Genomic DNA, 23,928 nt, shown 5'->3' with positions numbered 1-23,928 from the left:
GGCTAGCGCGACTCTTTGTGGGGCTGGTGGTGACCACAGTTCGGGCAGAACTTCTTGATCTCGAGGCGATCGGGATCGTTCCGCCGGTTCTTCTTGGTGATGTAGTTACGGTGCTTGCACACCTCGCAGGCCAAAGTGATCTTCGGCCGTACGTCGGTACTCGACGCCACGTCTCTTGCCTCTCGTTGTTCTACCTGTAGCGGTGGGGAGGCTCGATCTCCCGACCTCACGATTATGAGTCGTGCGCTCTAACCAGCTGAGCTACACCGCCCCGATCGACGCGGCGGTGTTTCGCCGAGCGTCTACCGAGCCCCCTAACGGAATCGAACCGTTGACCTTTTCCTTACCATGGAAACGCTCTACCGACTGAGCTAAGGGGGCCTTGCACCATCTGCGGCCGTAGGGCCTTAAAGAGGGTACATTCTCCCTGTTCCCGGCTCCAAAACGGCTGGTCTGTGGCTCATTTTTGGGCGCTCTTCGCAGTGGCCGCGAGCCTGCCCACCCAGATGGTGCACCGGCGTACGTCAGTTCAGTCAACTAGGCGAGGCCGCACCCTTCCGGAAGCCAGGTAGGCAAATAGGCCGTCTGGCCTACCTGACGTCAGCCAACCACCGACCTCCCCGGTCCTGGCTGAAACCACGTCCTCACGCGGCACGCCACCCGCGGCTGTACAACGCGGCGGCGACGCGGCCGACAGCGTCGGCGTCGGAGTCCTCGGCGATCACCCGGATGACGATCCAGCCCAACGCCGCCAGATCCCGATTGACCTTCTGGTCGCGGACGTAGGTCACGCGATCGGTCTGGTGGTGTCCGCCGTCGTACTGCACGGCGATCTTGAGGTCCTCCCAGCCCATGTCAACCTTGGCGATGATGCGTCCCCGGGTGTCACGCACGACGATCTGCGTGCCAGTCGGCCGCATACCTGCGTCCGTCAACGCCAGCCGGAGCCGGGTCTCGCGGGGCGAGTCCGCGCCGGCGTCGACCAGACCGAGCGCCGTCCTCAGACAAGGCATCCCACGGGCACAGGGATAACGGGTGATCAAGGGCAGCACGTCGTCGATCGTCACCTTTCCGCGATTGAGCAGGGCATCGATCCGGGCCACCGCCGCATCGCGCTCAAGATGCCGGCCGAGGTCGAAGATCGTCCGGGCACGCGTCGTGACTCTGATACCGGCGACTGTCGTCACCTCATCTTCGGCCCACGCCTCGTTACGGACGATCAGCCCCTTCGGCGGATGGGTGTTGCGCCACAGCATCTCGATCGGGACGTCATCGTCGACCCACTTGGCGTAGTGCAGCGCCGACGCCGCGACGCCCGCGATCACCCCGCGGCGCCTCGACCACAACCACGCTCCACCCGCCCGATCCCGAATGGACGGGTTCGGCGGGCCGTAGACATCAGGGAGCATCCGTCGATATCGCGTCCGCAACTCGTGCCGCGTCACTGTGCCTGCCGCCAACGCTTCACTGCCGATCACGACCCCCATGACGGGATGCTGGCACGTGCTGCCCGCGAAAACAGCCCCTGGACTGGGCTCCTGTGGATAACTCCCGACTACGTAGTTTCAGTTTCGCGTCGAGAACCCCGGTGCGGCTGAACCCCGGTACGAAAATCGGCGCCGAGTCGTACGTGGCTTCAGTTCCGCGACAGGCATCGTCACGAAGCTGAAGCCACGTACACCGAACTACAGCAGCCAGTCGTTCGGGCTGAACAGCTCGCAGTGCACCCGGGTCACTCCGCGCGCGAGCAGCTGGTCGCGCACCGCGCGCACGAAGCCGTCGTTGCCGCACAGGTAGACCTCGGCGTCGGCGGGCAACTCGACCCCGTCCAACGACATCAGGTCCTCGTACCAGAGCTGCAGGGTCGCGTTGGGCAGCTTCTCGACGAGTTCGCGCTGACGTTCCCGCAGCGGGTGGGTCGCTTGGCTGCGGTCGGCGTGCAGCACCTGCACCCGCGCGTCGGCCGGCAGCGCTTCCAGGATGCCGAGCATCGGGGTGATGCCGATGCCCGCCGAGATGAGCACCAGCGGGACACCCGGCTGCGGGGCGGGCAGATCACCGAACGGGACGGTCACGTCGATCAGGTCACCGACATGCAGGTGGTCCCGGATCCAGTCCGACACCTCACCGGCCGGTTTGACCGCGAAGGTCAGCTCACCGCCGCCGGGAGCATTGACCAGGCTGTACTGCCGCAACTGGCGGGCGCCGTCGGGCAGCGTCACCCCGACCGACACGTACTGCCCCGGCTCGAAATCGGCATCGAGGCCGCCGACGGTCACCAGGACCACCCCGGACGGATCGTCGACCCGGCCCGTGACCCGCCCGCGCCGATAGACATCACCGGCGGCCACCCCGGCCTCTTCATAGAGCGCACGCTCCATGTCGATCAGCGTCTGCGCCATGATCCAGTAGACGCGGTCCCAGGCCTCGGCGACCTCGGCGGTGACGGTCTCGGCGCCCAGCACCTGCACGATCGCGGCGAACAGGTGCTCGTGCACGATCGGGTACTGGTCGGCGGTGATGCCCAGCGACGCGTGCTTGTGCCCGATCCGCGACAGCAGCTCGGCCGGATGCGGCAGGTCCGGATTCACCAGATGCGTCGCGAAGGTCGCGATGGACGCCGCCAGTGCGCGCTGCTGAGCGCCCTGGGCCTGATTGCCCCGGTTGAACAGATTGCGCAGCAGCGACGGGTGCGCCTCGAAGAGCCGCCGGTAGAACTCCCGGGTGATCGCGTCGATATTGGCCCCGACCAACGGCAGCGTGGCCGTGATCATTTCGGCATGGGCGGGTTCCAGGTCCTGTGCGGGGGTGGTGACGGTCATCGAGTGGTCCTTTCGAGCGGGAGAGTCACGACCGGCAGCAAGCCGCCACCGGTCAGGTCTTGGAGCGTGTGGTTGTCGAGTTCGCGGTAGAAGGCCTCTTTGGCCTCGGCCAGCACGCGGCGCAGCCGGCACCCGGCGATCAGCGGGCACGGGGTGGCGCCGCCGGCGCAGTCGATGACCTCGGCGTCGCCTTCGAGTCGGCGCACCAGCCAGCCCAGCGACACGGTGCGGCCGGCCTCGGTCAGCGACAGCCCGCCCACCCGTCCGCGCCGGGCGTTGACCATGCCGAGGTCGGCCAGGCGCGCGACGGCCTTGGCGATGTGATGCTCGGAGGCGTCGGCGCCGACGGCGATGGTTCGGGTGGTGATGCGGCGATCGGCCGCGTCGCCCGCGGCCAGCAGCATCATGGTGCGCAGCCCCAGATCGGTGAACCGGGTGAGTTGCATGGCTGTGACGCTAGTAATCCTGCATCTGAAATACCAGATTTGGCGCCTGTGCCGTCAAACACGCGCTGACGTGCGGTTTTTAGACCTGCGGTTATGAGCGGTACGACGCGTACCCATAAGGTGTTGCGCATGGCTTCCGACGCAGATCGCCTGTACTTCCGCCAGCTGCTCTCGGGCCGCGATTTCGCGGCCGCCGATCCGATTGCCCAGCAGATGCGCAATTTCGCCTACCTGATCGGCGACCGGGAGACCGGTGACGCGGTGGTGGTCGACCCGGCGTATTCGGCAGGCGAACTGGTCGACGCGCTCGAGGCCGACGGCATGCGGCTGTCCGGGGTGCTGGTCAGCCACCACCACCCCGACCATGTCGGCGGCACCATGATGGGCTTCACGCTGGCCGGCGTGGCCGAGCTGCTGGAGCGGGTGAGCGTGCCGGTGCACGTGAATTCACTTGAGGCCGAATGGGTTTCACAGGTCACCGGGATCGCGATGAGCGATCTGACCGCACATGAGCACGGCGACAAGGTCAACGTCGGCGATATCGACATCGAACTGCTGCACACCCCCGGGCACACCCCGGGCAGCCAGTGCTTCCTGCTCGACGGCCGACTGGTCGCCGGGGACACGCTGTTCCTGGAGGGCTGCGGACGCACCGACTTCCCGGGCGGCAACGTCGACGACATGTTCCGCAGCCTGCAGTCGCTGTCGACGCTGTCGGGCGATCCGACGGTCTTCCCAGGCCACTGGTACTCCGCGGAGCCGAGCGCCCCGCTCTCGGATGTGAAGCGCTCCAATTACGTCTACCGCGCCAGCAATCTGGACCAGTGGCGCATGCTGATGGGCGGCTGAGCGCGCCGCTCGACCCGCAATACTCTCGCGGCATACCTGCGCCTGGACTATTCTGCGAGGTCACAGCGCCCCGGTGGCGCACATAGGGAGGAAACCCCGCATGACGACACCGCCGACCACGGCCGGCTGGTACCCAGATCCCGACGGATCCGGAGGTCAACGCTATTGGGACGGTGCCGCGTGGAGCGATCACGGGCCCGACGCCACCGAGCCGTCTGCGTCCACCGAAGAGACGTCGGCCTGGCCGAGCGAACTGCCGCCGTGGCCCGAGGACATGACGATGCCGTCCTGGGACGAGGCCGGAAAGGCCGAGCCCGTCAGTGAGGTCGAGACTCCCGAGGCCGACGCGGCACCGGAGCCCGAGGAACCCGTCGTCGACGAGGTCGAACCCGCGCCCGCCGAAGAGACGGAGGTGTCCGCGGATGAGCCGACGACCGTCGTCGAACTCGTCGAGCAGGATCAGCCCACCGCCGTCGTGCAGCTGCCCGAGCCGCCCGCCGCGGCGGTGCCGACGCCCCCGACCGAGCCCGTGGCGTTCGCCACCACCGCACCGCCGACCGAGGCCGGTTCTTCCGGTCCGCTGAAGGGCTATCTCATCGGTGTCGGCGGGCTGTTGGCCGTCCTGGTCGCAGTGCTGGTGTGGGCGTTCGCCTTCGCCGACCCCGGCACCAATTCCACTGAGGCCACCGGGGCTGAGGAGACCTCCGAGACTGCTGGGACGACGGCACCGGCAACGGATTCCACCGACCCGGCCGGGACCGCCGAGGGCGAGGTCATCGGCGCCGGCGGACAGGTCTCCGACGGCGACGTCGCGATCACCAGCAACGGCGTGGAGATCACCCCGACGGTCTCGGCCGCCGACAACGAGCTGCTCACCAAGACGGCCTCCGGCGAGTTCGTCGTCGTACGCCTGACATTGCTCAACAACGGTGAACTGCCCGCCACGTTCCTCGCCGACCAGCAGGTACTCAACGCCGGCGGGCAGACCTTCAACACCGAAACCGAGAGCACGTTCTACCTCGGCGGCATCTCGGCGGTGCTGTACCCCGGCCAACCGGTCGATGTCGCCTTCGCCTACGACGTGCCGCCCGGTACCGCTCCGGAGTCCCTGGAGGTCCACGGTGACCTGGCCAGCCCGGGCGCGGTTCTGCCTCTTTCCTGAGCCTTCGTTGCTTGCAAACAATTGACGCTGTACGCCATTTGGCGGATAGACAACCGATTCCGTCGCCAGGTAGCCTTTTGACGCCGGATTTCGTTGACGAAGACTCAGCCTTCAGCGAGATTACGCCCTAGCAGTACCAGGGCGATGTTGGCAGAATTGTTCGCTAGCGTCAGTTTGCGGAGTAGCGCGGGGGGTGGCCATGAAGAACATCGTGTTGTGTTTCGACCACTCTGGGGAAAGCAATGCCACAACGCTCTTCCGGCTCGTCGATCAGGGCGGACAGTTCGGCTGGCGGCAGTACACCAACAGCCGACCCGAAGATGCCCGCGCATCGGTCGCCGCCGCCTACACGCACCTGGTCGATCACTGGCATCCCGGTGACGATGTCTATGTCTTCGGGGCCGGTAGCGGCGCGGCCTGCGCTCAGGCGCTGACCCGCCTGCTGGGCACCATCGGTGTGCTCGACGGCGATCTGCGCAGCTACATGCTGGCCACCTACGCACTGCCGCGGACCTCGCGCACCGCACAGGAATGGCGGCACGTCACCGAGGTCGCCGCCGGACTGGCCGAGCACGACGACATCACGCTGCCGGTGCGTTTCCTGGGGTTGTGGGATGCCACCCGCATCCGCGGGACGGCCGGGCCGGTCAACGTCATCGCCGGCCGCCACGCCGTGGCCATCGACGGCGCGCCGAACCTGCAGCGCGTCGAGGGCGTGGACGAGGTGTGGTTCCGCGGATCGCACCGCGACATCGTCTCCAGCCCGCTGACGCTGGAGTGGATGCTCGACGGCGCCGAGCGGGCCGGGCTGCGGCTGGACCGCACTCCGTCGGTGCATGCCGAGCCGGAAAGCTCGGCGCTGAACGTGGGGCTGCGCCGGTTGCCGGCCGATGCCGTCGTGCACGCCAGCGTCCAGATGCATGTGCGGGCGCATCCGCGGTACTGGCGCCGGCTTCCGGCCCAGGTCGAATGGGCCGATCAGGACTGGCTGGACCGCGGGGAGCGCTTGATGGCCGGCACCTCGGCCCCGCCACTGCGGCCGAGGGCGCTCGCCGCGGCGTCCTGAGCTCACCAGCTAAACCGCGCGTTGCGGTTTACGCGATCACCAGCGAAGCGCTAATGTCCGAGGCGCAATCGGATGATCAGGTGAGGTCGCGGTGGAATGGTTTAGGGATCGGTGGGCCGATCTGAGCGGCCTGGGGTCGGCCGGATGGCTGACGATCGCAGCGTGGGCGGGGCTGGCACTCGGGCTGAGCGCCCTGCTGTTCACCGCGCGTGCGCTCAAGCGGAATCGCCTGATCAAGAGCGATGAGCTGCGGCCACACGTGGTGGTCTACATGGAGCCGCATCCCGCGGACTGGCATGTCATCGAACTCGTGGTGCGCAACTTCGGGAAGTCCGCGGCGCACAACATCAGGTTCGAGTTCACGCATCCGCTGACGGTCGGCCGCTACGAGGACTCTCGCGAGGACGGGCTGCCCGAGATCGCCGAACTCCGGTTGCCCAGCGAACTCATTCAGCTCGCGCCGGGGCAGGAGTGGCGAACTGTGTGGGATTCGGCGATCAGCCGCGAGGAGTTCGGCGGGCAGATCCGGGCCCGGTTCGAGGGCACGGTGCGTTACGGGGACCGGCCCGCCGGCGGTAAGGGCCGTGAGTTCGATGCCGACGTGGTGCTGGACTGGGCGACACTGCAGCCGGTGCAGCGCCTCGAGCTGATGACGACCCACGATCTGGCCAAGCGGGAGAAGCAGAAGCTGGAACTGCTGCGCAGCGTGCTGACCTATTTCCACTACGCCTCCAAGGAGACCCAGCCCGAGGTGTTCCGGGCCGAGATCGACCGGATGAATCGGGCGGTGCGCGAGACGCAGGACCGTTGGCGGACGCGGCAATCCGATGAGACTGCCGAGCTGGAGTTCCCGTGGATCGGCCAGGAACAGGTTGCGCAGGAAGCGTCCAACGGGCGACACCACTCCAGCCCCGCCATCGGAATCAAGCACCGCGCTCCGTAACATCCGGGCCCATGACCGCCACTTACGCCGCTCACGAAGCCGTCGCGACCATCACGCTCGACGACGGCAAGGTCAACGCGTTGTCGCCGGCGATGCAGGCCTCCATCAATGCCGCTCTGGATCAGGCCGAGACCGATATCGCCGCGGGCACGGTCAAGGCCGTGGTGCTGGCCGGCAACGATCGGGTGTTCAGCGGCGGATTCGACCTGAGCGTATTCGCCTCCGGTGACGCGGACGCCGGGCACGGGATGCTCTCCGGCGGTTTCGAATTGGCAATCCGGACGCTGACGTTCCCGGCGCCGGTGGTGATGGCCGCGACCGGGCCCGCGATCGCGATGGGGTCCTTTCTGCTGCTCAGTGGTGACCATCGGGTGGGGTCGGAGCGATCGCGCTGCCAGGCCAACGAGGTCGTGATCGGGATGACGCTGCCGCTGGCGGCGCTGGAGATCATGCGGGCGCGGCTGACGGCTGCGGCGTTCTCGCGGGCGGTGTCGGTGGCCGCGGTGTTCGCCGGGGACGCGGCGATCTCCGCCGGCTGGCTCGACGAGATCGTGGAGCGCGAGGCGGTGCTGTCGCGGGCCCAGGAGGTCGCCGCGGAATATGCCGGGACGCTGCACCTGAAGGCGCACGTGGCCAGCAAGCTGAAGGCCCGCTCGTCGGCGCTGGAGGCGATCCAGGCCGGGATCGACGGGCTGGCGGCCGAGTTCAAGATGTCGCTGAGCTGATTTTGGGGCCAGGCGGGTCCGCCGTCCTCCACCGACCCGGTCGGCAGTTCGGGAGCAAATCGCAAACTCTCGAGCCAGAAAACGATCGACGTTGAATAATCACCGACACACAAAATGGTGAGGCCCCCACGCGACCGCACCGACGGAGAGGGCCCGTTGAACTACCCCACGCCAGGCTCCAGACCCCCCGGAGAGAACCAACCGCAGCCGCACCGTACGACGTTGCTGTGGGTCGCCCTGGTGATTGCAGTGGTCGTCATCGTGGTGCTGTCGGTGGTCGTGATCAAGCAGTTCAGCAACGACACCTCCGACAGCCCGGCCGCATCGTCGACGTCTGCGTCGGCAACGGTTCAATCCGCACCTCCGCCGGTCCCATCGAGCCCGGACGACGGCGTCGTCAGTTCCTCGATGAGCTGCGACGGCTACACCGCATCCGTCGACGAGGGTTCCCAGCCGGGATGGCACGCGGCGATCAATCGGTTTGGCTTGGCCTACGCCGCTCCGCCGGATTGGACCGTCGCGGAATGCGGTGTCCGATCGGGCTGGGCCAAGCCCTGCCCCGCAGGTCAGTGCGTCATCCGGGAACTCGGCGCGGTGGCCACCGTCTCCAACCCCGCATGCCCGAAGCAGAACCTGGCGATGTCGGGCGTCGCCGGGTCCAAGAATCCGGATATCCGGGCCGCCCTGGACGAGGAATCGGCTCTGGTGGCACCGATATACACCCAGGGCGAGACGGTGCCGAACGTCGAGTTGGGCACAGTTCGTGACTTCACCATCGGGACGCGTCCCGCGGTGCAGGTGGTGGCCACGGTGACCGGCATCGCCGCCGACGACTGCAACGGGCCGAACGCGTTGCACAGCATGGTCGTCACCACGGTGCCCAACGTGGAGGGCTCCGTGGTCTTTTTGATCTCGTTGCGCGAGGGCGCCACCGCCTCCCCGAAGTCCGATGTCATCAACGAGATGGTTCAGACACTGCGCAGCCCTGCCTGACGTAACCACTTAGGTATGGCTTAGCAAACTTCGATCGAGTGGCCTCGTCGAGCTTGTCGTGCCGATTCAGCAAGCACAATCACGTCTGCGATCGGGACGGCATTCGGCCACAAAGGATCGCGGCCGGGCTTACTATCAGCTACGTCAATTTTTGCTAGGCGCATGTCGTGAGGGTCCGATGGCTGGGCACTCCCCGGGGAAACGTGCCACTGCGAGGCGAGTGGTCCAACGAGGGACCCTGAGCGCTGGGAGTGGGATATTGGCATCTTCTGCACGACGTCGGGATGCGGGGCGCAACCGGGCCCGCCACCACAAGCACAAGAACCCCGCCCGCGCCCAAGCGACGTACCCCACCTTCCGACTGGATGCCCAGGCAGCCACGTCGAACGCCGACAACGGCAACTACGGCAGGTACATCGGCCGGGTCGGCGGGCTGGCCATCGCACTCGGTGTCGGCGCTGCGCTGACCACCGGACTCGGCGCCGGGATTGCGCACGCCAGCCCCACCACGTCCAAGAACACCTCGCACGACTCATCACCGACTACGCCGCGCAAAAAGGAACCCAAGTCGGTGAGACCGGCGACAACCTCTCCCCGGACGGCGAAAACGCCTGGGTCGACGACTGTCGCGCCGATCGTCGAGGCTCCCGCGGATGCAGTGGACGAGACCGGGCCGGACGTCACCACCGAGGCGCCCACTCACACTGATGTCGATGCAGCGACGGAGCCGGCGAGCCAGCCCGACGCCACGGTCACCACCCCCGCGTCGACCAACACGGACGGATCGGTCCTCGACGCGGCGCCACCGTCGTCCGAACCCGACCGCCCATACTCCGATGCGTCGGCATCCGACTCGACGCCGGCCGATCATGCAGCCCCCGTACTGCCCACCGGATCGACTCCATCGGCCGCCATCTCCCTGCAGTCCCGGACCGACGAGACCGAGCCGGCACCACAAACCGCAGGTATGGACTTCTGGGCCAACAGCAGCCCGGCGGCGGGCGTCGGTACGCCATCGGCGGCTTCCCTCGCGCCGATCGCGGCGGCCCCGGCCGCGAAGACGAGCGTCATGCAGGTATTCGTCTCGACGCTGCTGTCGCCGTTCCTGGCACCGGGGCCGGCCGCCCCCTGCCAACCACCCCTGCTGTGGGCGATGCTGGCCTCCGTCGTCCGGGAGTTCCAGCGCACGTTCTTCAACAGGTCCCCCGTTGTGCTGCCCCAGGCACTGACCCTTGTCCTTGAACCAGACGGAACAAGCAGCCCAACAGCATTCAACGGCCATGACGGCGACGGCGACCGGCTCACCTACATCGTGCCGACACGGGGCGTCCCCGGTGGGCCCCGCCACGGTTGGGTCACCGTCGACGAACTGACGGGCACGTTCACCTATACCCGCGACGACGACTACACCGGCCTCGACCAATTCACCGTTACAGCCAGCGATGCCGGCAATCGTTTCCACATGCACGGGCTGCTCGGGTTCCTACGCCCCGCCTGGGGTCACACCGATACGGCCACGATCACCATCAACGTCGTCGCCGCCGAAACCCCGCCGATCGTCAACAACGACTTCTACACAACCCACGAAGATGTACCGGTACTGGGCAGCGTGCTGAGCAACGACAGCGACCCAAACAACGAAACACTAACCACAACAGTGCTTTCTGAACCATCCAACGGCAGCGTGACGATGGGACAGAACGGAGTCTTCAACTACACGCCAAATCCGGACTGGAATGGCGTGGACGGATTCACCTACCGCGCCTCCAACCTCATGGCCAGCGCCAGCGCCTCCGTGGCGATCGTGGTCACCCCGGTCAACAAGGCACCGCAGACCAGCGACGATCTGTACACCACCACGGAGGACACGGCGATCTCCGGGAACGTGTTGAACAACGACGCCGATACCGATGGCGACGCCATCACCGCCGGCCTCGTGATGCCCGCAAGTCACGGCAACGTGCAGCTCAATGCCGACGGGTCCTTCACCTACACGCCGGGCGCGAACTTCGATGGCACGGACGGATTCTCCTACGTCGCTTCGGACGGAACACTCTCCAGTGCACCGACACTCGTCACCATCACGGTGACACCGGTCAACGACCCACCCGTCGCCCAGAACGACAGCTACACCATCAATGAAGACAGCATCCTGACCGGGAGTGTGCTGCCGAATGACACCGACGCGGACGGGGACTCCCTGACCGTGTCACTAGGGGCGGGACCGGCTCACGGCAGCCTCACATTGAACCCCAACGGGTCGTTCTCCTACATACCCGCCGCCAACTACAACGGGACCGACAGCTTCACCTACACCGTGTCCGATGGCGTGGCCACCAGCAATTCAGCTACCGCCATCATCACGGTCAACGCCGTCAACGACACCCCCGTAGCAAGTGACACTTCGTTCAGTGTCAACGAGGACGCCAGCTACACGGGCACCGTGAGTGTCAGTGACGTCGATGGCGATTCCGTGACCTCCGTCGTGGTCAACGGTCCGGCCCACGGAAGCCTGAGCTTCGACGGCAATGGTGCGTTTGTCTACACGCCGGCAGCCAACTACACCGGCACAGACTCGTTCACCTACACCGCCACCGACGGCGTGGGTACCAGTTCTGTTGCCAGAGTCTCGATTACGGTGACACCGGTCAACGACGCCCCAGTCGCGGTCAACGACACATTCACCGCCAACGAGGACAGTGTCCTGACCGGAAGCGTGCTCAGCAACGACACCGATATCGACGGAAACACCCTCACGGCCACGACGGTTATCGGACCCAGCCACGGAACTCTTGTGCTGAACACGGATGGCTCGTTCAGCTACACGCCGGACGCCGACTACTCCGGGGCGGATTCGTTCGCCTACATCGCCGGCGACGGCACCGCGACAAGTTCGGTCGCCACCGTGTCGATCACCATCAGCCCGGTCAACGATGCACCCGTCGCCGGCGACGACATCTTCAGCATCAATGAGGACAGCTCCCTGACTGGAAACCTGCTCGCCAACGACAGTGACGTGGAGGGCGATTCACTGACGGCGTCGCTGACCGAAGGCCCAGGGAACGGCACCCTGGAGTTCAATTCGGACGGCACCTTCACCTACACCCCCACCGCCAACTTCAACGGCGTGGATTGGTTCAGCTACACCGTCTCGGACGGAGTGCTATCCAGCGCTCCGGCCCTCGTGGTCGTGCTGGTCGACCCGGTCAACGATGTCCCGGTTGCCGGCAATGACAGCTACACCGTCAATGAAGACAGCACTCTGGCAGGCAATGTCCTTTCCAACGATAGTGACGCTGAATCCCTCTCATTGACCGCGACATTGGTGTCCGGCCCCACCCACGGCACCCTCACCCTGTATCCAAACGGCTCGTTCACCTACACCCCAGCGCCGAACTACAAGGGAGCGGACTCCTTCACTTACACCGCATCCGACGGTAGCGCCATCAGTTCAGTGGCCGTGGTCTCGATCTCGGTCGCTCCCGACAACAAGGTGCCGGTTGCGAACGCAGACAGCTACACCGGGGACGAGGACAGCATCCTCACCGGCAACGTGCTGTCGAACGACACCGACGCCGACGGCAACACGCTCACCGCGACCCTCGTCAACGGACCCGCCAACGGCACCTTGACGCTGAACGCGGACGGCACCTTCACCTACACACCAGTGCTGAACTACAACGGGGCTGATTCCTTCACGTATACCGCGAGCGACGGAACTGCCACCAGTTCTGTCGCCACGGTGTCGATCACAATCAGCGCGGTCAATGACGTTCCTGTCGCGGTGGGCGACAGCTTCACCACCGATGAGGACACGGCCCTCACCGGCAACGTGCTGACCAACGACACCGACGCCGAGGGCAACACGCTCACCGCCACCCTCGTTAATGGACCCGCCAACGGCACCTTGACCCTCAACCTCGACGGCAGCTTCACTTACACACCGGCAGCCGACTTCAACGGGGCCGACTCGTTCACCTACACCGCGAGCGACGGCACGGCCACCAGCTCGGTTGCCACGGTGTCGATTACGGTCGACGCGGTCAACGACGCACCTGTCACCGTCGCCGATAGCTTCACCACCGACGAGGACACCGTCCTCACCGGCAACGTCCTGACCAACGACACCGATGTCGATGGCAACACCCTCACCGCCACCCTGGTCGACGGACCGGCCAACGGAACCCTGACGCTGAACCCCGATGGGTCGTTCACCTACACCCCGAATGCGGACCTCAACGGCGCTGACTCGTTCACTTATACGGCAGGCGACGGCACTGCGACGAGTTCGACTGCCACGGTGTCGATTACGGTCGACGCGGTCAACGACGCGCCGGTCACTGCTGATGACTCGTTCAGCACCGATGAGGACACCGTCCTCGCCGGGAGCGTCCTGACCAACGACTCAGATATTGATGGCGACACATTGACCGCGACGCTGGTCGATGGGCCGGCCAACGGCACCCTGACGCTTAATGCCGACGGCAGCTTCACCTACACACCGGCAGCGAACTACAACGGCGCCGACTCGTTCACTTACACGGTCGGCGATGGCACCGCCACCAGCTCTGTTGCCACGGTCTCGATCACGGTCAGCCCGGTCAACGATGCACCCGTCACCGCCGACGACACCTTCAGCACCGACGAAGACACTGTTCTCACCGGCAACGTCCTGACCAACGACCCGGACGCCGATGGCGACACCCTCACGGCGACCCTGGTCGACGGGCCTACCAACGGCACCCTCACGCTGAATGCCGACGGCAGCTTCACCTACACACCGGCAGCGAACTACAACGGCGCCGACTCCTTCACCTACACCGCCAGCGACGGCACCGCCACAAGTTCCGTTGCCACGGTCTCGATCACGGTCAACGCCGTCAACGACACCCCGGTCACGGCGGGTGACACGGTGAGCACCGACGAAGACACCCAACTGACCGGAAACGTTCTCTCGAATGACTCGGACGTGGACGGCAATACCCTCACCGCGACACTGGTGACCGGGCCGGCAAACGGCACCCTGACCCTCAATGCCGACGGCACCTTCACCTACACCCCGACGGCCAACTACAACGGCGCCGACTCCTTCACCTATACGGCAGGCGACGGCACCGCGACCAGCTCCATTGCCAACGTGACGATCACGGTCAGCCCGGTCAACGACGCTCCACTCGCCGTGGGTGACACGGTGAGCACGGACGAAGACACCCAGCTGAACGGAAACGTGCTGACCAACGATTCCGATGTCGATGGCGACACGCTCACGGCAACCCTGGTCGACGGGCCGACCAACGGCACCCTCACCCTCAATGCCGACGGCAGCTTCACCTACACACCCGCAGCGAACTACAACGGCGCCGACTCGTTCACCTACACCGCAAGCGACGGCACCGCGACCAGCTCCATTGCCACCGTGACGATCACGGTCAGCCCGGTCAACGACGCTCCAGTCGCCGTGGGTGACACGGTGAGCACGGATGAAGACACCGCCCTCACCGGAAACGTGCTGACCAACGATTCCGATGTCGATGGCGACACGCTCACGGCAACCCTGGTCGACGGGCCGACCAACGGCACCCTCACCCTGAATGCCGACGGCAGCTTCACCTACACACCGGCAGCGAACTACAACGGCGCCGACTCGTTCACCTACACCGCAAGCGACGGCACCACCACCAGTTCCGTGGCCACCGTGTCGATCACCGTCGCTGCGGTCAACGATGCACCTGTCACCGCCAACGACACCTTCACCACCGACGAAGACACCCAGCTGGCCGGCAACGTGCTGACCAACGACACCGACAACGACGCGGACACCCTCACCGCCACCCTCGTCACCGGGCCCACCAACGGAACCCTGACCCTCAACACCGACGGATCCTTCACCTACACCCCGGATGCGGACTTCAACGGCGCTGACTCGTTCACCTATACGGCAGGCGACGGCACCGCGACGAGTTCGACTGCCACGGTGTCGATCACCGTCAACCCGGTCAACGATGCTCCGGCAGCCGCAGGCGATAGCTTCACCACCGACGAAGACACCCAGCTGGCCGGCAACGTGCTGACCAACGACACCGACAACGACGGCGACACCCTCACCGCCACCCTCGTCACCGGACCGACCAACGGCACCCTGACGCTGAATGCCGACGGCAGCTTCACCTACACACCAGCAGCGAACTACAACGGCGCCGACAGCTTCACCTACACCGCGAGCGACGGCACGGCGACCAGCTCGTTTGTCACCGTGGCGATCACCGTCAACGCCGTCAATGACACCCCGGTCACGGTGGGTGACACGGTAAGCACCGACGAAGACACCGCCCTCACCGGAAACGTCCTATCGAACGACTCGGATGTCGATGGCGACACGCTCACCGCGACACTGGTCGATGGGCCGGTCAACGGCACCCTGACGCTGAACCCCGACGGCAGCTTCACCTACACCCCGGCCGCCGACTTCACCGGGGCCGACTCGTTCACCTACACCGCCACCGACGGCACCGCCACCAGTTCTATTGCCACAGTGTCGATCACCGTCGGTCCGGTCAACGATGCACCTGTCACCGCCGACGACTCGTTCAGCACCGACGAAGAAACTGTTCTCACCGGCAATGTGCTGACCAATGACTCGGATGTTGACGGCGACACGTTGACCGCCACCCTGGTCGACGGACCCGCCAACGGCACCCTCACTCTCAATGCCGATGGGTCCTTCACCTACACACCGGATGCGAACTACAACGGGGACGACTCGTTCACCTACACCGCCACCGACGGCACCGCCACCAGTTCTATTGCCACAGTGTCGATCACCGTCGGTCCGGTCAACGATGCACCTGTCACCGCCGACGACTCGTTCAGCACCGACGAAGAAACTGTTCTCACCGGCAATGTGCTGACCAATGACTCGGATGTTGACGGCGACACGTTGACCGCCACCCTGGTCGACGGACCCGCCAACGGCACCCTCACTCTCAATGCCGATGGGTCCTTCACCTACACCCCGGATGCGAACTACAACGGGGCCGACTCGTTCACCTACACCGCCACCGACGGCACTGCCACCAGCTCGGTTGCCACAGTGTCGATCACGGTCGATCCCGTCAACGACGCACCGGTCGCAGTGGGTGACACGGTGAGCACCGACGAAGACACCGCCCTCACCGGAAACGTCCTGACCAACGACACCGACATCGACGGCGACACCCTCACCGCCACCCTCGTCACCGGACCGACCAACGGCACCCTCACCCTCAACACCGACGGCACCTTCACCTACACCCCGACGGCCAACTACAACGGCACCGACTCCTTCACCTACGCCGCCAGCGACGGCACCACTACCAGTTCGGTGGCCACCGTCTCCATCACCATCAACCCGGTCAACGACACCCCCGTCACCGTGGGCGATAGCTTCACCACCGACGAAGACACCCAGCTGGCGGGCAACGTTCTGACCAACGATTCGGACGTGGACGGCGACACGTTGACCGCCACCCTCGTCACCGGACCCACCAACGGCACCCTGACCCTCAACCCCGACGGCAGCTTCACCTACACCCCGGCAGCGAACTACAACGGCGCCGACAGCTTCACCTACACCGCCGGCGACGGCACGGCCACCAGTTCGGTGGCCACCGTGGCGATCACCGTCAACCCGGTCAACGATGCTCCGGCAGCCGCAGGCGATAGCTTCACCACCGACGAAGACACCCAGCTGGCGGGCAACGTTCTGACCAACGATTCGGACGTGGACGGCGACACGTTGACCGCGACGCTGGTCGACGGGCCGACCAACGGCACCCTGACGCTGAATGCCGACGGCACCTTCACCTACACCCCCATCACCAACTACAACGGCACCGACAGCTTCACCTACACCGCCGGCGACGGCACGGCCACCAGTTCGGTTGCCACGGTGTCGATCACCGTCAACCCGGTCAACGACGCTCCAGTCGCAGCGGGTGACACGGTAAGCACGGATGAAGACACCCAGCTGAACGGAAACGTGCTGACCAACGATTCCGATACCGACGGCGACACGCTGACCGCAACCCTCGTCACCGGACCGACCAACGGCACCCTGACCCTCAACACCGACGGCAGCTTCACCTACACCCCGGCCGCCGACTTCACCGGGGCCGATTCGTTCACTTACACTGCAACTGATGGCACGACCACCAGTTCCATTGCGACGGTGTCGATCACGGTCAGCCCGCTCAACGATGCACCCGTCACCGTCGCCGATAGCTTCACCACCGACGAGGACACCGTCCTCACCGGCAACGTCCTATCGAACGACTCGGATGTCGATGGCGACACGCTCACCGCGACACTGGTCGATGGGCCGGCCAACGGCACCCTGACGCTGAATGCCGACGGCAGCTTCACCTACACACCCGCAGCGACCTACAACGGGGCCGACTCATTCACCTACACCGCCGGCGACGGCACCACCACCAGCTCCGTTACTACCGTGGCGATCACCGTCGATGTAGTCAACGACACCCCCACGGCAGTCGGTGACACGGTGAGCACCGATGAAGACACCGTCCTCACCGGCAACGTGCTGACCAACGACTCCGATACCGACGGCGACACCCTCACCGCCACCCTGGTCGACGGACCCACCAACGGAACCCTCACCCTCAACCCCGACGGATCCTTCACCTACACCCCGGCCGCCAACTACAACGGGGCTGATTCCTTCACGTATACCGCCACCGACGGCACGGCAACGAGTTCCGTTGCCACCGTGTCGATCACCGTCAGCCCGGTCAACGATGCACCCGTCACCGTCGCCGACAGCTCCAGTACCGATGAGGACACAACGCTCACCGGCAACGTCCTGTCGAATGACTCAGATGCCGACGGCGACACGCTCACGGCGACATTGGTCGACGGGCCGGCCAACGGCACGCTGATCCTGAACCCGGATGGCAGCTTCACTTACACACCAGCAGCGAACTACAACGGCGCCGACTCGTTCACCTACACCGCCACCGACGGCACCGCCACCAGCTCGGTTGCCACAGTGTCGATCACGGTCAACGCCGTCAACGACACCCCGGTCACGGCGGGTGACACGGTGAGCACCGACGAAGACACCGTCCTCACCGGAAACGTCCTGACCAACGACACCGACAACGACGGCGACACCCTCACCGCGACCCTGGTCGACGGACCCACCAACGGCACCCTCACCCTCAACCCCGACGGCAGCTTCACCTACACACCAGCAGCGAACTACAACGGCGCCGACAGCTTCACCTACACCGCCACCGACGGCACGACCACGAGTTCGATTGCCACGGTGTCGATCACGGTCAATGCCGTCAACGACACCCCGGTCACGGTGGGTGACACGGTCAGCACCGACGAAGACACCGCCCTCACCGGAAACGTGCTCTCCAACGACTCCGACGTCGATGGCGACACACTCACCGCCACCCTCGTCACCGGACCGACCAACGGAACCCTGACGCTGAACCCCGACGGATCCTTCACCTACACCCCGGATGCGGACTTCAACGGCGCTGACTCGTTCACCTATACGGCAGGCGACGGCACCGCGACGAGTTCGACTGCCACGGTCTCGATCACGGTCAACGCGGTCAACGACACCCCCGCGGGGGTGGGTGACACGTTTAGCACCGACGAAGACACCGTCCTCACCGGCAACGTTCTCTCCAACGACTCCGATGTCGACGGCAATACCCTCACCGCGACACTGGTCGACGGGCCGACCAACGGCACCCTGACCCTCAATGCCGACGGATCCTTCACTTACACACCGGATGCGAACTACAACGGCGCCGACTCGTTCACCTACACCGCCACCGATGGCACGGCGACCAGTTCTGTTGCCACCGTGTCGATCACGGTCAACGCCGTCAACGACACCCCGGTCGCAGTGGGTGACACGGTGAGCACCGACGAAGACACCGTCCTCAACGGCAACGTCCTAACCAACGACTCGGATGCCGACGGCAACACGCTGACCGCCACCCTCGTCACCGGACCGACCAACGGAACCCTGACGCTGAACCCCGACGGCAGCTTCACCTACACACCAGCAGCCGACTACAACGGCGCTGATTCGTTCACCTACACCGCCGGCGACGGCACGGCCACCAGTTCTGTTTCCACCGTGTCGATCACGGTTGATCCCGTTAACGACACCCCGGTCGCAGTGGGTGACACGGTGAGCGCCGACGAAGACACCCCAATGACCGGAAACGTCCTGACCAACGATTCGGACGTGGACGGCAATACCCTCACCGCGACACTGGTCGATGGGCCGACCAACGGCACCCTCACCCTCAACCCCGACGGATCCTTCACCTACACACCGGATGCCAACTACAACGGGGCCGACAGCTTCACCTACACCGCCGGCGACGGCACCACCACGAGTTCGGCTGCCACGGTCTCGATCACCGTCAGCGCGGTCAACGACACCCCCGTTACTGTCGCCGACACCTTCACCACCGACGAAGACACCGTCCTCAACGGCAACGTCCTATCGAACGACTCCGACGTGGATGGCAACACGCTCACCGCCACCCTCGTCACCGGGCCAACCAACGGCACCCTGACGCTGAACCCCGACGGCAGCTTCACCTACACACCCGCCACCAACTACAACGGCCTCGATTCGTTCACCTACACCGCGAGCGACGGCACGGTCACCAGTTCTGTTGCCACGGTGTCGATCACGGTCAGCTCGGTCAACGATGTTCCCGCCACTGTTGATGACTCGTTCAGCACCGACGAAGACACCGTCCTCAACGGCAACGTCCTGACCAACGACTCGGATGCCGACGGCGACACGTTGACCGCGACACTGGTGACCGGGCCGGCAAACGGCACTCTGACCCTGAATGCCGACGGATCCTTCACCTACACGCCAGCAGCCGACTTCAACGGGGCCGACTCCTTCACCTACACCGCCGGCGACGGCACGGCCACCAGTTCGGTTGCCACGGTCTCGATCACGGTTGATCCCGCTAACGACGCACCGGTCGCCGTGGGTGACACGGTGAGCACCGACGAAGACACCGTCCTCACCGGCAACGTCCTGACCAACGATTCCGATGTCGACGGCGACACCCTCACCGCCACCCTGGTCGACGGGCCGACCAACGGCACCCTGACGCTGAACCCCGACGGATCCTTCACCTACACACCAGCAGCGAACTACAACGGGGCCGACTCCTTCACCTACACCGCCGGCGACGGCACCGCCACCAGCTCCGTTGCCACGGTCTCGATCACGGTCGATCCCATTAACGACACCCCGGTAGCCGCGGGTGACACGGTGAGCACCGACGAAGACACCGTCCTCAACGGCAACGTCCTGACCAACGACACCGACAACGACGGCGACACCCTCACCGCCACCCTGGTCACCGGGCCGACCAACGGGACTCTGACGCTGAACCCCGACGGCAGCTTCACCTACACCCCGGATGCGAACTACAACGGGGCTGATTCCTTCACCTACACCGCGACTGACGGCGCTGCCACGAGTTCCGTGGCCACCGTGTCGATCACCGTCAACGCGGTCAACGACGCCCCCGTCGCCGTCGACGACTCCTTCAGCACTGACGAGGACAGCATCCTTACCGGCACTGTGTTGTCGAACGACACCGACGCCGAATCGGACACGATCACAGCAACTTTGGTCGATGGCCCCACCAACGGCACCCTCACCCTCAACGCCGACGGCAGCTTCACCTATACACCCACCGCCGACTACAACGGCACCGACAGCTTCACCTACACCGCCACCGACGGCACCACCACCAGCAACACCGCCGCCGTCTCCATCACCATCAACGCCGTCAACGACGCCCCGGTCGCCGAAGACGATTCGTTCACGTTCGACGAGGACAACAGCTTGTCGGCCAGCGTGCTCTCCAATGACAGCGATATCGACGGCGACGCCCTCACCGCCACCCTGGTCGACGGACCGACAAACGGCACCCTGACCCTCAACACCGACGGCACCTTCACCTACACCCCGGACGCCGACTACAACGGCTCCGACAGCTTCACCTACACCGTCAGCGACGGAACCACCACCAGTTCTGTTGCAGCCGTGTCGATCACCGTCGACCCGATCAACGACGCCCCCATCGCGAACAACGATTCGTATACCATCGGCGAGGACAGCACCCTCACCGGCAACGTGTTGACCAACGACACCGACGCCGACGGAAACACCCTCACCGCAACACTGGTCGATGGGCCCACCCACGGCACCCTGACCCTCAACGCGGATGGCAGCTTCACCTACACCCCGACCGCCGACTACGCGGGCATCGACAGCTTCAGCTATCGGACATCAGATGGATCTGCGACCAGCAATACCGCCCTGGTGACAATCGCGGTGACGGCCCTCAACGATGCCCCGGTCGCTGTGGATGACTCATTCACCACGAACGAGGACACCCAGGTCAGCGGCAATGTGCTCAGCAATGACACCGATGCCGACGGCAATACCCTCACCGCGACACTGGTCAGCGGACCCACCCACGGCACCCTGACCCTCAACGCCGACGGCACCTTCACCTACACCCCGACGGCCAACTACAACGGCACCGACAGCTTCACCTACGCCGCCGGCGACGGCACCTTGACGGACAACGCCTTGGTGACGATCTCGATCACGTCCGTCAACGACACTCCGGTCGCCGCCGGGGACAGCTTCAGCATCAACGAGGACAGCATCCTGACGGGCAACGTGCTCAGCAATGACACCGACGCCGACGGCAACACCCTCACCGCAACACTGGTCACCGGACCCACCCACGGCACCCTGACCCTCAACACCGACGGCACCTTCACCTACACCCCCACCACCAACTACAACGGCACCGACTCCTTCACCTACACCGCCACCGACGGCACCACCACCAGCAACACCGCCACCGTCTCCGTCACCATCAACGCCGTCAACGACGCCCCCGTCGCCGTCTCCAACAGCTACACCACCAACGAAGACACCCAACTGACCGGCAATGTACTGACCAACGACACTGACGCCGAAGGCAACACGTTGACGGCAACGCTGGTCAGCGGACCCACCCACGGCACCCTCACCCTCAACACCGACGGCACCTTCACCTACACCCCCACCACGAACTACAACGGCACCGACAGCTTCACCTACGCCGCCAGCGACGGCACCACCACCAGCAACACCGCCACCGTCTCCGTCACCATCAACGCCGTCAACGACGCCCCCGTCGCCGTCTCCAACAGCTACACCACCAACGAAGACACCCCACTGACCGGCAACGTGCTCAGCAACGACACCGACGCCGACGGCAACACCCTCACCGCAACACTGGTCACCGGACCGACCCACGGCACCCTGACCCTCAACGCAGATGGCAGCTTCACCTATACCCCGACGGCCAACTACACGGGTTCTGACGTCTTCACCTACAAGGCCAACGACGGCACCGTCAACAGCAACACCGCGGTGGTCAGCATCACCGTCACCGCGGTCAACGACACTCCCGTCGCCGTGAACGACACCTACTCCACCAACGAGGAATCCCCCCTCAACGGCAACGTCTTGAGCAATGACACCGACGCCGATGGCAACACCCTCACCGCCACCCTCGTCAATGGGCCGACAAACGGCACCCTGAGCCTCAACGCCGACGGCACCTTCACCTACACCCCGACGGCCAACTACAACGGCACCGACAGCTTCACCTACACGGCCACCGACGGCACCGCCACCAGCAGCCCCGCCACGGTGTCGATCACCGTCACCCCGGTGAACGACGCCCCCGTGGCCACCAACGACTCCTTCACCACCAACGAAGATGTCCAGCTCGCCGGCAACGTGCTCAGCAACGACACCGATGTCGACGGCGACACGCTGACCGCAACGCTGGTCAGCGGACCCACCCACGGCACCCTGACCCTCAATACCGACGGCACCTTCACCTACACCCCCACCACCAACTACAACGGCACCGACAGCTTCACCTACACCGCCAGCGACGGCGCGATCACCAGTAACACCGCCACCGTCACGGTGACGGTCAACGCCGTCAACGATGCGCCCGTCGCCACCAACGACACCTACAGCACCAACCAGGGCATCGCCCTCAACGGCAACGTCCTGAGCAACGACACCGACGCCGACGGCAACACGCTCACCGCATCGGTGGTGGCCGGGCCCACCCATGGCTCACTGACGCTGAATGCGAACGGCTCGTTCACCTACACGCCCGCGACGAACTACAACGGCACCGACAGCTTCACCTACGTAGCAGGCGATGGCACGGCGAACAGCACCGTCGCCACCGTCAGCATCACCGTCGTCGACAACGTCGCCCCCACAGCCGTCAATGTCCAAACCACCAATAGCGGCTCCGCCGGATTGATCGAACAGGGAGACACCATCACCTACACGTTCAGCGAGGCGATCGATCCGACAACGATCCTGGCTGGATGGGACGGTTCGACGACGAACGTCGTGGTGCGCGGGTACAACGGCACCCTCTTGAACGGCCTCGACGACTACCTGCAGATCTACGACTCGACGAACAGCGCGATACTGCCCCTGGGTACGGTCTATCTCGGCCGCCAGGACTATCTCGCCAGCTTGAGTGGCAGCGCCCCCGTCACTTATGGCGCGACCGGAACGGCGTCCACGATGACGTTGACCGGCAACACACTCACGGTTGTTCTCGGCACATACAACTCCGAAGCGTTCGGCGTGTACCGACAGATCGCTCTGGGGACCGGTGCGATGGTCTGGACGCCCTCGACGGGTACGAGGCCGGAGGACCTGGCCGGGAACGTGATGACGACGACGTCGGCCACCGAGTCGGGCACCGCCGACAGGGACTTCTGACGACGTAGCAAGGGGTGAGACCGCCCGCC

The 23,928-nt window shown here is 65.1% G+C and carries 11 protein-coding genes and 2 tRNA genes; 7 read left to right on the top strand and 6 right to left on the bottom strand.

Going from position 1 to position 23,928, the window contains the following annotated elements; all coding sequences use genetic code 11:
- Positions 1-2 precede the first annotated feature (2 nt).
- The 6 genes from rpmG to C6A86_RS04270 all read right to left on the bottom strand — a co-directional run bounded on the left by rpmG (position 3) and on the right by C6A86_RS04270 (position 3,268).
- On the bottom strand, positions 3-170 hold the full coding sequence (gene rpmG, locus C6A86_RS04295; RefSeq protein ID WP_023985310.1) for a 50S ribosomal protein L33: 168 nt from the start codon (positions 168-170) through the stop codon (positions 3-5).
- A 27-nt stretch (positions 171-197) separates the two neighbouring features.
- Positions 198-271: transfer RNA gene (locus tag C6A86_RS04290), tRNA-Met, on the bottom strand.
- A gap of 37 nt (positions 272-308) precedes the next feature.
- Positions 309-381, bottom strand: a tRNA-Thr gene (locus tag C6A86_RS04285).
- A gap of 263 nt (positions 382-644) precedes the next feature.
- Complete coding sequence (locus C6A86_RS04280) at positions 645-1,487, bottom strand: hypothetical protein (RefSeq protein ID WP_105365338.1); 843 nt, start codon at positions 1,485-1,487, stop codon at positions 645-647.
- A gap of 198 nt (positions 1,488-1,685) precedes the next feature.
- Positions 1,686-2,822, bottom strand: coding sequence for a globin domain-containing protein (locus tag C6A86_RS04275; RefSeq protein ID WP_105365337.1), 1,137 nt, complete (start codon positions 2,820-2,822; stop codon positions 1,686-1,688).
- Positions 2,819-3,268, bottom strand: a complete 450-nt coding sequence (locus C6A86_RS04270) for an Rrf2 family transcriptional regulator (protein WP_105365336.1) — start codon at positions 3,266-3,268, stop codon at positions 2,819-2,821. Before C6A86_RS04270 ends, C6A86_RS04275 begins: the two co-directional genes overlap by 4 nt.
- 129 nt (positions 3,269-3,397) lie before the next feature.
- Here C6A86_RS04270 and C6A86_RS04265 point away from each other — a divergent pair, with 129 nt between their 5' ends.
- The 7 genes from C6A86_RS04265 to C6A86_RS04235 all read left to right on the top strand — a co-directional run bounded on the left by C6A86_RS04265 (position 3,398) and on the right by C6A86_RS04235 (position 23,899).
- The gene (locus C6A86_RS04265; RefSeq protein ID WP_105365335.1) at positions 3,398-4,117 is read left to right on the top strand and encodes an MBL fold metallo-hydrolase; all 720 of its coding nucleotides are present in this window, start codon (positions 3,398-3,400) and stop codon (positions 4,115-4,117) included.
- Between the two features lie 100 nt (positions 4,118-4,217).
- A complete protein-coding gene (locus C6A86_RS04260) occupies positions 4,218-5,279 on the top strand; it encodes a DUF4352 domain-containing protein (protein WP_105365334.1) in 1,062 nt (353 codons plus the stop codon).
- 199 nt (positions 5,280-5,478) lie between these two features.
- Positions 5,479-6,345: a DUF2235 domain-containing protein gene (locus C6A86_RS04255; protein WP_105365358.1), complete on the top strand. Its 867-nt coding sequence runs from the start codon at positions 5,479-5,481 to the stop codon at positions 6,343-6,345.
- A 91-nt stretch (positions 6,346-6,436) separates the two neighbouring features.
- Positions 6,437-7,288, top strand: a complete 852-nt coding sequence (locus tag C6A86_RS04250) for a hypothetical protein (RefSeq protein ID WP_105365333.1) — start codon at positions 6,437-6,439, stop codon at positions 7,286-7,288.
- Positions 7,289-7,299: 11 nt separating this feature from the next.
- Complete coding sequence (locus tag C6A86_RS04245) at positions 7,300-8,013, top strand: crotonase/enoyl-CoA hydratase family protein (protein WP_105365332.1); 714 nt, start codon at positions 7,300-7,302, stop codon at positions 8,011-8,013.
- 222 nt (positions 8,014-8,235) lie between these two features.
- The gene (locus tag C6A86_RS04240) at positions 8,236-9,006 is read left to right on the top strand and encodes a hypothetical protein (RefSeq protein ID WP_105365331.1); all 771 of its coding nucleotides are present in this window, start codon (positions 8,236-8,238) and stop codon (positions 9,004-9,006) included.
- Positions 9,007-9,265: 259 nt separating this feature from the next.
- Positions 9,266-23,899, top strand: coding sequence for a tandem-95 repeat protein (locus C6A86_RS04235; protein ID WP_311101034.1), 14,634 nt, complete (start codon positions 9,266-9,268; stop codon positions 23,897-23,899).
- Positions 23,900-23,928: the final 29 nt, after the last annotated feature.

It is taken from the genome of Mycobacterium sp. ITM-2016-00316 (genome assembly GCF_002968335.2).
In the GTDB taxonomy this organism is placed as follows: domain Bacteria; phylum Actinomycetota; class Actinomycetes; order Mycobacteriales; family Mycobacteriaceae; genus Mycobacterium.
The sequence above is the reverse complement of the archived record's forward strand: the minus strand, read 5'-3'. Positions and strand labels throughout refer to the sequence as shown.

Bases quoted from the DNA above. Each gene is read 5' to 3' on its own strand.
- C6A86_RS04280 (WP_105365338.1), bottom strand. From the start codon at position 1,487: ATGGGGGTCGTGATCGGCAGTGAAGCGTTGGCGGCAGGCACAGTGACG.
- C6A86_RS04275 (WP_105365337.1), bottom strand. From the start codon at position 2,822: ATGACCGTCACCACCCCCGCACAGGACCTGGAACCCGCCCATGCCGAA.
- C6A86_RS04270 (WP_105365336.1), bottom strand. From the start codon at position 3,268: ATGCAACTCACCCGGTTCACCGATCTGGGGCTGCGCACCATGATGCTG.
- C6A86_RS04265 (WP_105365335.1), top strand. From the start codon at position 3,398: ATGGCTTCCGACGCAGATCGCCTGTACTTCCGCCAGCTGCTCTCGGGC.
- C6A86_RS04260 (WP_105365334.1), top strand. From the start codon at position 4,218: ATGACGACACCGCCGACCACGGCCGGCTGGTACCCAGATCCCGACGGA.
- C6A86_RS04255 (WP_105365358.1), top strand. From the start codon at position 5,479: ATGAAGAACATCGTGTTGTGTTTCGACCACTCTGGGGAAAGCAATGCC.
- C6A86_RS04245 (WP_105365332.1), top strand. From the start codon at position 7,300: ATGACCGCCACTTACGCCGCTCACGAAGCCGTCGCGACCATCACGCTC.